This window comes from Paenalicyclobacillus cellulosilyticus (assembly GCF_014647315.1).
Taxonomy (GTDB): domain Bacteria; phylum Bacillota; class Bacilli; order Alicyclobacillales; family Alicyclobacillaceae; genus Alicyclobacillus_J; species Alicyclobacillus_J cellulosilyticus.
The window spans coordinates 54,538-66,490 of sequence record NZ_BMOY01000007.1 but is presented as its reverse complement, the minus strand read 5'-3'; the positions used below and the strand labels follow the sequence as shown (position 1 = coordinate 66,490).

Annotated in this window: 7 protein-coding genes; 2 read left to right on the top strand and 5 right to left on the bottom strand. The window is 51.6% G+C overall.

Going from position 1 to position 11,953, the window contains the following annotated elements:
* Window positions 1-8 precede the first annotated feature (8 nt).
* Both IEX97_RS03620 and IEX97_RS03615 read left to right on the top strand, forming a co-directional pair.
* A complete protein-coding gene (locus tag IEX97_RS03620; RefSeq protein ID WP_188881186.1) occupies window positions 9-1,175 on the top strand; it encodes a dihydrodipicolinate synthase family protein in 1,167 nt (388 codons plus the stop codon).
* Window positions 1,172-2,080, top strand: a complete 909-nt coding sequence (locus IEX97_RS03615) for a sugar phosphate isomerase/epimerase family protein (protein WP_373289387.1) — start codon at window positions 1,172-1,174, stop codon at window positions 2,078-2,080. The genes IEX97_RS03620 and IEX97_RS03615 overlap by 4 nt, the downstream gene beginning before the upstream one ends.
* 52 nt (window positions 2,081-2,132) lie before the next feature.
* On the opposite strand, the gene IEX97_RS03610 is transcribed toward IEX97_RS03615, so the two are convergent.
* From IEX97_RS03610 to IEX97_RS03590, 5 genes are all read right to left on the bottom strand, one after another.
* Window positions 2,133-4,748 carry an exo-rhamnogalacturonan lyase family protein gene (locus tag IEX97_RS03610; RefSeq protein ID WP_188881185.1) on the bottom strand — a complete coding sequence of 872 codons (2,616 nt, stop codon included), beginning with the start codon at window positions 4,746-4,748 and terminating at the stop codon, window positions 2,133-2,135.
* 108 nt (window positions 4,749-4,856) lie between these two features.
* Complete coding sequence (locus IEX97_RS03605) at window positions 4,857-6,434, bottom strand: extracellular solute-binding protein (RefSeq protein WP_188881184.1); 1,578 nt, start codon at window positions 6,432-6,434, stop codon at window positions 4,857-4,859.
* A gap of 112 nt (window positions 6,435-6,546) precedes the next feature.
* Window positions 6,547-7,428: a carbohydrate ABC transporter permease gene (locus tag IEX97_RS03600; protein ID WP_229776340.1), complete on the bottom strand. Its 882-nt coding sequence runs from the start codon at window positions 7,426-7,428 to the stop codon at window positions 6,547-6,549.
* A gap of 43 nt (window positions 7,429-7,471) precedes the next feature.
* Window positions 7,472-8,428, bottom strand: coding sequence for an ABC transporter permease (locus tag IEX97_RS03595; RefSeq protein ID WP_373289388.1), 957 nt, complete (start codon window positions 8,426-8,428; stop codon window positions 7,472-7,474).
* Window positions 8,429-8,890: 462 nt separating this feature from the next.
* Window positions 8,891-11,839, bottom strand: a complete 2,949-nt coding sequence (locus IEX97_RS03590; RefSeq protein ID WP_188881182.1) for a cadherin-like beta sandwich domain-containing protein — start codon at window positions 11,837-11,839, stop codon at window positions 8,891-8,893.
* Between the last annotated feature and the right edge of the window lie 114 nt (window positions 11,840-11,953).

The following is an 11,953-nucleotide window of genomic DNA, read 5'->3' as shown; positions in this document are numbered from 1 at the left end:
GCAAAGCCATGCCTGTCGTCATCCGTTTACCGAACCGCCAGGGAGAACTTGAACTTTACGAAGCCGGCCGGCACGCCCGGTCCCTGCCGGAGACGGCCCGCTTCTCTTCCCGGGTGGCGTTCGCCGCCGCCCACGTCACCGCCCATCCCCTCGCCGATGTCGATCCGTCCTCCGCCGCCCGGCTCGACTGGGAGGCGACCCTGGCCTACCGCCGCTATTTATGGGGGCTGGGCTTCGGCGTCGCCGAGGCGATGGACACTGCCCAGCGGGGCATGGGTCTCGATTGGGAAACGGCGAAGGAGCTCATCCGCCTGTCCGCCGCCGAGGCGCAGGCGGTGGGCGGCCGCATCGCCTGCGGCGCAGGAACGGACCACCTCCGTCCGTCCGCCAACGTCACCTTGGAGGATGTCATCGCCGCTTACGAGACACAGTGCGCGTGGATTGAACGCTGTGGCGGGCAAGTCATCCTCATGGCCAGCCGGGCGCTGGCCAAGGCGGCCCGGGGACCGGCGGACTACGTCCGCGTGTACCGCCGCGTCCTGTCGCAGGTGTCGCAACCGGTCATCCTGCACTGGCTCGGCGACATGTTCGATCCCGCCCTCACCGGCTACTTTGGTTTCTCCGACGTCCGCCGTGCGATGGAAGTGTGCCTGGAAATCATCCACAGCGAGCGGAACAAGGTGGCGGGCATCAAGCTGTCCTTGCTGGATGCGGACCTCGAACGCACCATGCGCCGGCAGTTGCCCGCAGGCGTGCGCATGTTCACCGGCGACGACTTCAACTTCGCCGAGCTGATCCTCGGCGACGAAACCGGCCACAGCGACGCCCTGCTCGGCATCTTCGACGCCATCGCCCCCGCGGCGGCGGCCGCGCTCACCTGTCTCGACCGTGGCGATGTCGACGGATACCACGCTTGGCTTGCGCCGACGGTGCCGCTCAGCCGCCACATCTTCGCCCCGCCCACCCGCTTTTACAAAACGGGCGTGGTTTTCCTGGCGTACCTCAACGGCCACCAGGACCACTTCCGGATGGTGGGCGGCATGGAGAGCATGCGATCCGTCATCCATCTGGCCGAGATCTTCCGGCTGGCGGACCAAGCCGGACTCCTGCGCGACGTGGAGCGTGCCGCCGAGCGGATGCGGCTCGTGCTGGCCGTGGCGGGGGTGATGGCATGACCGCACCCTCGCAACCACAGCACACGGCCCAGCCGGCGGGGCTTGCCATCCCCGCCGGCATGCCGAGGCGCCAAACGCCCGCGACCCGCCGTCCATTGGACCTCAACCGGCTGAGCCTCAACCAGGCCACGACGGAGCCGTACACCCTCGCGGAGGCAGCCGCCGCGTGCGCCCAAGCCGGCATCGGGTGGTTCGCGCCGTGGCGGCATAAAATCGCCGCGACAGGTCTCGCCGAGAGCGCCCGCATCCTCAAGAATTACGGACTGCGTGTCTCCAGCCTCTGCCGCGGCGGCATGTTCCCCGCCCCCACCCGCGACGAGCGAGCGGCGCGCATCGAAGACAACCGCCGGGCCATCGCGGAGGCGGCCGCGCTGGAAACCGACGTCCTGGTCCTCGTCTGCGGCCCGCCCAACGGCTGCCCCCTCGACGAGGCGCGCCAAATGGTGGAAGACGGCATCGCCGCGCTTATCCCGTACGCAGAACAGCACGGCGTGCGCCTCGCCATTGAGCCGTTACATCCGATGTTCGCCGCCGACCGCTCCGTCATCGTGTCCCTGGGACAGGCGAACGACATCGTGCAGCGGCTCGGCTCCCCCTGGGTAGGCGTCGTGATTGACGTCTATCACGTCTGGTGGGACCCGTACCTCGACCGCGAGATTGCACGCGCCCGCGGCCACATCTTCGGCTTTCATGTCAACGACTGGGTGGTGCCCATGGCAGACACCGTGACTTCGCGCGGCCTGATGGGGGAAGGCTGCATCGACATTCCGCGCATCCGCGAGGCGGTGGAAGCCGCCGGGTACCACGGGCCGATTGAAGTGGAGGTGATGAACCGGGATCTGTGGCAAAAAGGGTGCCGGGAGATTGTCGAGATGGTCAAAAACGCATACATGCTTCATACGTAAAGAGGGGCCGGGGTTACCCCCCTCGGCCTCTTGAGTGCATAAGGTCATATCTTCATCCTTTTGCTTTCTTGACCGAGTGCTCCGGAAGATATTCAGGGATCATTTCAAGACACTCGATCACACTTAGACACCATTGAGATATCTGGTTAGTTGAAACTTGCGGTAGCTCAACGATTGACTGTACCCACTCGTCTTCTGGGACGACAACAGGTTCTAAAGGCATCCGTTCCACTTCGGAAAGAATCAATTGCCACGCTTGTTGAGCGAGTGCAGCGTTATGTCGTTGAACTGCAGCAAACGCCACCAGGCGTGCGTACAACATGGGCCAGTTCCAGTGGCGATTGCCCACCTTACCGCCACTTCTTCGTAACTTCTCCTCTTCAGGAAGTACAGCGAATTCCCCGAAGTCCGCAAGTAAGCGTATCCAGTCATCATCCTGCAGTAAATCTGCTAGTTCAATCCAAATCTCAGGCGCTCCGAACGCCACAACCATGTGGTAGTCATAGTTGTCATCTCCAATATGGTGCATCCTATTCTCTGTGGGATCGTAGCCAAACGTCGGACCCGAGCACAGTCCTAATGGTAATTGTTTAAAGAACATAATACCTTCGCGAATGCGTTGAAGATAGCCTTCGTCCAAGAAGCGTTCCCATTGCGTTAACCAATTCGAACAAAATGCCGCCCAGTCCGGCCCGCTTCGAATATGAGTGGCATACGACCCTGGCGGAAATATGGCGCGCATCGGATCGAGCTTAGCTACGGCAAACTCCGCATCTTTTACCTCATCGAGAATATCTCCGATGCGCTCATCGGCGGTAAGGTAATAATAAATGCGATGCAGTCCCGCCATGCTGATGCGTGCTTCTTTACATCCACATCCCCAATGAACAACATTATGACGAGATCCCAGCCCCTTATAGGAACCCAAGTGGTAAACGTCAACTTCACTTGTGTGCCTCGTCATCGCCTCAGCCATCCGGAAAACGTCAGCACGTCCCGTTCGGAGAAACGTGTACCATAGCCATAAGTTAGGAATAAGCTCAGTGTTCTGCCACGCATACCCCCCCATGTCATAGCGCCAACAATGGCGTACCGGGTCGTATGTGTGCATGACATCGCCATAATTCCAGAACCCGTACCATCGTCGTCGCTTCACTTCGTTCGTGTAGAAATCCAATGCCTTATCCAAGCATCCTTCCAGCCAGTCCCGCATGGGTGTTGTACGGTCGGGCAAACTCCACCTGCCAAATATGCCGGCATCCTTATACCGCACAGGCTCACAAATAAGTATCGGCGGTGTCTGTACCATCCTGGCCATTTCCATGAGTTGCTTACGTGAAGGTATTTCATCCATGAACCAAATGCGGACCTCATTGGTATTCGCGATACCATAAGGTGTACTTCTCATTTCATTGAACCCTTCATATGCCGAGACGACATGTGGAACCGTATCATAGTGCCGCAGGTCCATCGCAGGTGCACTTGGGCTCCAAAACCACGCCGTAAGTGTTGACTGCTCTTGGCTGAGTCCCTTAACATCAATGCTACGGGGATATTTTTCCCAAAAGTCCCGTAAACCTACAACGAGGCCACCCTCTCTTCCCCCAATATACACAGTTCCCTGAGCTCGTTGACCATGAACAGCTTCAACCCAAGCGCAACCGCGTTTCGTACGCTTTCGAATCACATAATGCTCACTAGAATCTTGGAAGACCTGAAAGATGTCCCAAACAGGTGCGTCTTTCAAGACATCTTGAAACCGCGCGTTGTCACACCATTCAGTGATATCAACTTGGCCAAAGCGTATTTGTTGCCGATACCAAGTATTATTTCGATCGAAGCCCCGTACTAACAGAAGTTTCGCAGCCTCAGAAAAAACACCACTGTCACCTACCACTCGTATACAACGATTGTATAAATCATTATTCAAATTAGTATGAATATTAATTCCAACGCCGCGTAAATACTCATCGTGGACATTACAGGCATCACTGTCGTAAATGAATGTGTGAACGACTCGTATCTCCTGTACTCCTGCATATACATAAAATCTAACAATGAACGGAATGCGCCTCATCGCATGGGTGTTGCAAAGCACATGCGAACCAGTTATCTTAACTACGCACCGAATTGGTCCCTTTTGTTCAACAGTCGCAGCGTCGACATGACTTATGAATTTCAGCACTTCTTTTGCTACACGGCCTTCATCGACACAGAAGACTCGTTCCATGCACACTGCAAGATCACAGAACGCTCTCATCTTACCGTCTGCCCAAGTCATATCACAGAGCTTGGTCCCGTTTCGGTAAAAAATGATGCAGAGATTCCCCGATTGCACCTGAATCGCATTATCCATGTCCGTTACTTGAATGCTGTCACGCACGCCACCGGGCTGACTGTCACGAGCTGTATCAAGAACAAGGGAAAGCCCGTCTGTCTCTGCTCCGAAAACTGCAGCGTGTGCAGTCCATTTCACGCTCCCGTCAGGCCAGTAAGCCGTGCACCAAGTTTGCATTGGAATTTCTTTATCCTCACTATCGATTAGCCGCAACACACGAGTATCGTTCAAGAACCCGCGTGGCCAGGGAACACCAAATGTCACTCCGCATGGTTGATTTGGACGCAAATGACCCAGCCACTGCAGGGGCGTCGAGCTTAGCTTCAACACCGCCGCTCTCCTACCTCTCTTTCCAACTGGATGAACTTTCACTAGAGTTGAAATTAGTGAGGAGGGGAAACGCCCCTCCTCGAACCATCCCGTTCATTCATTCATTGCTTACTTCAATGCAAGATACTTCAGATGGCCATGCTTCTTTACCCACTGATAATCCTCGTTTATCTCTTTAATGTATTGATCGCCTCCGCTCTTCCTCCAAAGGCTAATCGCGTTCTTCCATCCATTCGCGTCGATCTGGCCCACGATGTATTTAATACGCGCGTCATTCAAGATATTGTCCAATTGGGTTCCTTGCTGTGCGTATGTCTGCGAGTAGAGTCCGGCTGCTGGATTAGGTACAACAATTTTAGCGTTCTGTGCCATGACTTGGTTCACTAATTTTGACGTCGGTGTTGGTTCAGTCGTATAATATCGATTTGTCGGAATTCCCATCAATAACTGGTTCAGATCATTCACTTCATTGTGGATCGTCACATTGTTCGTATTGATAGGTTGCACATAACCCTTAACCAGCTTGTACTGCCGTCCTTCAATTCCATTCCATAACAGATTTTGCGCATACTTGTCGTTCAGCTTGTCAAGGAAAGCCAACACCTTTTGCAAATCGGATAAGGTAGGTACAGATTTCCTTGGAATGACATAAAATCCAGCATATCCAGATGTTCCGAGTGTACGTAAGCCTTCAGGACCTCGCACGGCACCTAAGATGCCAATTTTATCGGCAAGCTTTGGATTAGCCTTCACAATCTGATTGGCACGATCAGCTGCGTCCACAATCACTCCTGCTTGTCCGTTGATAAAGGGCGTATTCCATTGGTCAGGAGGCATAACTGCAAAATCCTTATTCACCAGATGTTGTACGTATAATTTGTGGAAGAAATTCAGAGCGTTCATATACTCCGGTGTCAGTTGAGCAGGAATGAGCTTACCTGTCTTGTCAAATCCCCATCCATTTGGCACGCCAAACCAAGTTTGAATGATATCCCAAGGACCTGTGTAACTGGTCACTACCATACCATATGTGTCGTTCTTTCCGTTTTTATCCGGATCTTTATAAGTGAAATCATAGAGCATCTTGTAGAAATCGTCGATGGTTTTGGGTACGGGAAGATGAAGATTTTTAAGCCAATCCTTCCTGTATATGATAGCATTCCGACCTAAAGGACGCGAACGATAGATCCCGTAGACTCTACCATCCACAGAAATATTCTGCAATATCGTTGGATTTGCTTGACTCAAATTCGGGTAGTTTTTAAGATAAGGGGTCAAGTCCCAGAATGCACCTGATTTTGCCGCATTGATGAACGATCCGTCTTTATTCAAGATCAACATAACTTGTGGTAAATCTCCGGAAGCAAGAGTAGCGTTCACCTTGTCCTCGTAATTTGTATTTGGAACCCACTCAATGGTAATCTGCGTATTCGTGTACTTTTCCAGTGCCTGAATTACTGGATTGTCAGGTGCACCATGGTCGATGTTAAAAGCATCTGTCATAATGGTAATGTGAAATGGTTGCCCGTCCTTTGCCGCCACTGAAGGACCATTCGACACCAGCATCAATGCGATGGCAGGCACCATCGTGCTTGTGACTGCCAGCAATCGTCTTTTTTTGCCCGTAGGCGATCCGTTCATACCCATCATCCGAACCATCGCAGACAAACGTGACCGCAAATGCATACACACAACTCCTCCCTTAGATTTCTTGGTATATGTCATCACGCACAATAATGTGCGTGAGAACACCAGATTATACACGCGACATCCGCTTTTGTACCACAGCGGAAGCAAATCATTGTTTTATGGCGCCGATAAGAACACCTTTCGCAAAATGTTTCTGCAAGAATGGATAAACCATCAACATGGGAAGAGTACTTACGACGATAACCGCCATCTTAATCGAATCACCAGGGGGTTGAGTGAAAGTTGGGTCCATAGCCAGCGAAGGGTCACCGATGCTCATCTGTGACGACATCACAACCTGCTGCAAAAGCATCTGCAGGGGCCACTTTGAAGAATCATTGATGTATAACAGGGCACTGTAGAAGTCATTCCAGTGACCGACACCATAAAACAAGGCGAAAGTTGCAAGGGCAGGTTTGGACAAAGGAAGTACGATTCTCAGAAACACCCCAAGATCTGAACAGCCATCGATTTTTGCTGCTTCGATGAGCGGTTGCGGAAGTTCTTGAAAAAAGTTCTTTACGATGATGAGATTAAAGGCACTGATGGCACCAGGGATCATCATGGCCCATAGAGTGTTCAGCATGCCAAGGGACCGAATAACCAAGTACGTCGGAATCATCCCGCCGCTGAAGACCATAGAGAAGATGATAAGATTGAGGATAAGATTTCGGCCGACGAGATCGCGCCGAGACAGCGAGTATGCCATGGTAGTTGTGAAAAACAAGTTGATGAGTGTGCCAAATACAGTTACATACACGGATATTAAGAAGCTTCGCGGCAAAGCGTTAGTAGAGAAAATATACCGGTAAGCATTCCAAGTTACATGCTCTGGGATAAGAAAGAAAACACGCGACGTGATTTCCTCGTCACTGGCCAACGAACCGGCAATCACATATACAAACGGCAACACAGTCACAAGGGCAAAAATCGCGAGGAACATATAATTACACACATCAAAGGCTTTCCCGCCAAAGGTTTGCGTCCGCATCTCTCCCATCCCCCCTGCACAAGCCGATTACATGTCCATACGCTCAAAATATACCGGACTGACCGAACTTCTTGGCTACATAATTGCTTGTCCAGATTAAGAAGGCTCCCACAACAGCTTTGAACAACCCAACAGCCGTACTGTAACTGAATGATCCCTGCGTAATACCCACGAAGTAGACATATGTATCAAACACATCTGCCACATCGCGATTCAAGGCGTTCGTCATAAGATAAACTTGTTCGAATCCGTTATCCAAAACTGAACCCATTCGAAGAATGAGCAAAATAACAATGGTGCTTCGTATGGCTGGAAGTGTGATATGCCACAGTTGTTGCCATCGGTTTGCTCCATCGACTATCGCCGCTTCGTAAAGTTCCACATCGACTCCAGCCAAGGCTGCAAGAAATAGGATTGTCCCCCAACCTGTTTCTTTCCAGATGGTTTGCAATACGATAATCGGGCGGAACCAAGCGGGATTCGTTAAAAAGTCCACTTGGCGGCCGAACCAATGTTGAAGCAATTGATTGATAAAGCCTGTATCCGTTGTCAAGAATACATACGTTAGCGCCGCAACAATAACCATCGAAACAAAATGCGGAAGATACACCATCGTCTGCACCGTACGCTTGAACCACGCCTTGCGCACTTCATTGAGCAAGAGTGCCAATACGATTGGAGCAGGAAAGAAAAACACAATATTATACAGCGAAAGAAGCAGGGTGTTCCTCAACAGCCTGAAAAAGTCCGGATTTTCAAAGAACAACCTAAAATTAGTAAATCCTATCCATGGACTATGAAAGAAGCCTTGCCATGGTTCGAAGTTCTGAAACGCGATTAGAACCCCCCACATCGGAATATACTTGAAAACAAGAAAGTATAAGGATCCTGGAATAAGGAGGATATACAGCCATTTGTCTCGCCGGATGCGTTGCCAAGCACTTGTGGCCTTCACTTGACGCTCTGCGTGCGCTTTCATTGTTGAATCGGTTACGGGTATTGACATTCTACTCGCTCCCATCCGAATCGCGAGGTTGAAATAGGTTCAGTACAGCTTGTATATATAATATATCACCTCGTTCACGCATTTTCAAACATAATACGCATGATATAAGCTATGAACCCATCCTAGAACAAAGAAACCAAACAAAGAGGTCAGTCATAAACAAAACCCGAACCAGAATCCGTTATAGTTCGATAACACCGACTCGAGAGACCGCGCCAAACAGCAGCGTACCAGTTGATTTGATTATCCTACTTGAACGTGGGTTATCAGCTTTGTCATACTGCAGATTCGTGAATTGTGGGTCGAGCTTCTCACTTCCGTTTATCGTATCATTCCATCAGCCTCCTGCCAGATGAGACACATCACATGGCGACCTCTTGGAGTGCCAGATACTCAAACACGAGACGCCCTGGTGCCGGTCATCTGGCACGATGGACACCAGGACGTTTTAACACTTTACTTTTGCACGGGAACCAGGTCCATCCTCAAGGCATCATACAATATGGAAGAATAGTAATCGGTGACTCTCTGCCCTTGCGCGTTCAATAGCGACCGCCCAGGAATCAGAGACAGCACATTATCGGAACCCGGATGCAACAAGGACGAGTCAAACGGTATCTGCAAGACGGTATATAGATTACCCTGAATCCCGACGCGCGGCATCGTGGAATCGGACAAGGACGTGCTATATTCATCCAACTGGGTCCCATTGAGTACAAATTTGATATCTGGTGACCTTTGTCCTGCAATGGCGACCGTCAACACACCCTTACTATCCTTCGGCACCTCGGCGACTTTGAAGTGGACATTCCATATGGCGGGATCGTTGCTGAATACGGTCAGCAGGTTATACGGTTCCCCCGGAGTTTTATTCAAGGGCTGAACGTAATTCCAATCCGTAGACGGATCACTTTGCCCGACGTAGTAATTGACCCCATTTGGAAAGTCGAAAGGATAGCGCAACCAGTTGCCCCAATGGCGATATTGACTACCGTACCGGAACTCCGCCGCCGTCCGGTCGAACTTTCCAATCTGCCAGAGCAGATGGCCTTCTGGTTTTAAATTCCAGACCAGATTGCCCAAGTCGGTCTCCTGATTGGGAAGGACCAGTACCCCATCGTACTCATATTCTTGCCAGGTTCCAGTCTGATACGCCCAAAGTGTATATGTTCCGGCACGGACATGCCGAAGAGTAAAATGCCCCGAGGCGTCGGTCCTTGTGTAATAGACGTACCCAAGCGCCTCTTGCTGCCAGTCTTTGTTCGGATCGACCACGACGTTTGGATCTGGCAGAGACGCTGTGTTCGTATTGGGAGGCGCGAGAATCACTGTCGCTCCACCAGATGGTACATGGCCTGTAATCGTCAGTTTTCCGCTGACAGTACCGCGATCGTCAACTGCGTACAACGGGTTGGTCAGCCAAGCGTAAGGCCACTGGCTGATTTGTGCGCGCGCCTGATCTTCCGCGTCACGATAAATCGCCGATAAATCGTGGCCCTCGTTGAGGTAAACAAAGATGGGACCCCAGATGTGGGACCACCCAGGAGCAGGTTGCCCCACGTTTCTGCCATAATGTGCAGCCGATGGCGCCCAGTTTACGATGGGTGTGGTATCCGTCTGATGAGCGCCAATTTCAATGGCGTTCGGAAGTCCGTTCGTGTAATCGTTGCCACCCTTGATGAACCATAGGCCGTAATGTTGCCCTAAAAGGCCAAATACGTGTTGATATGCCTCACTCACCACGTCCTGGTATTTGGTATAGGCACTTCCATCCGGTTGCCTGAACGTGGCGTCCATGACTTGGTAACGAGACGTGACCTGCTCCGGACTGGGTAACATATCGGGCGCCTGTCCTTCATTCTGGACGTATTTAAATAGCTGCGCATCTGCACGAATCGACCAGCGGACCTGCCCAGTATCCCAATTCAACATTCCCGGCGTTAGAGAGGCCTCATTCTCTGGCATGTGCGCGGTGATGTAGACATAAAACCCAGGTTGATCGTTACGGAAAACGAAGTGCAGCTCGTAAGCAATAGGTCCCTTCCGCGTGGGCGAATCGTTCGGCGTATTGTTGTCAAACGTGAAATATATATCAACCATGTCATCACTTTGAGAGGCGATGTGAAAACTGGCATCCCCTGTGCCAGGGCTCCAATTCAACGTCGTGAATTTTCCGGTCGTTGCGTCTTGATATGTGGGGTTTAAAAAGAAATAACCATAACCTTTCCCTAGAACGTCGCGGTCTCCCGGTTTATGAAGCTCAGTTAAAACAGATGAAGACTTGTCGAAGGTAGCCACGATCTCTCTGGTGCGAATCGTAACTGTACTTCCATTATCAATAACATGCACATGCCCATCACCCGGATCGCGATAGACCGCGACCGTATAATCGGTCTTACCGTTGACGTTTACATCAAACGTATTCATTCCGGGTTTGAGAGGCAAAGACTGAGACGGCTGGCCGCTTTGAATGGATTGCCCATTTACCGTGATGGAGGCGTCGGATGCGAATGCAGTCGGCGTCAGTTGAATTTGTGTCGTATCCTTGGCCACATCCACTTCGTACGTACGATTGGTTGGTGTAAACGGACGAATCGCCACACCTGTGTTCGTAGTGAGGTTTTGTAATTCATCATGTGTGGCACGGTACACAGATAAAGTGTAGGTTGTGCTTCCCTGAGATGGGTCTGCCGAAGACACAGTGACATGAATGCTATTGTTGCCCTCTTGCAATGGTACTGTTGCAGAACCGTCAGCGGCGACCGGTATTCCATTGACCGTGACCGTATCCGACGGCGAAACCGGTGCGGCTGTCACCCGGATACTGGTTTGGTTGTAATCCACACTAGTCGAGTAAGACAACGTCCGCGGTGCAAATTCCGTCCCGAGCGTACCTCCTTGGATGCTGAGGCTGTGTAACAGGTGCTCCGTGGCCTTTTCACGATACGCAGTAAACACATAGGAGTGGCTGGCAAAGGGCGCCTTTGACACAACCGAGACTCCAAATGTGTTGGTCTGACCCTGAACCAGGGAGATGGGCGTTGACGCATGACCATTCTGTACCATCGTACCGTTGACGACAATCGACACTGCATTCGGGTCGGCTACGGAAGGCACTGCCTCAATGGACTGAATTTCGCTAGGAACCGTGATGGTATACCCCACATCGCTCGGTGTAAATGGTTGGTCTGTCTGCAAGGGAACGGCCGTCCCTGCAGACGTCAAACCTATCAGTGTAAGCCCTGCTAAATGCATATCCGGCACTTGGTCGCTCGAATCGGCGCGGGCAAAGCCATTGATGCCAGGCAATACCGCAAGTGTTGCAGACAGAAACACCGCACTAGATAACCGTACCGCTTTGGCTCGCGGCTGCCGCCTTTTTACCGAATGATAAGATCTTTTCATTGCTTACCTCCCATTTAACACAACTTCTCCACGCACTGTCTCCGTACTTACGACAAATACACAAAAGCAGAACTAAAGTAGCGAGGACCAGACTAAGCACACATCCCCTCCCAC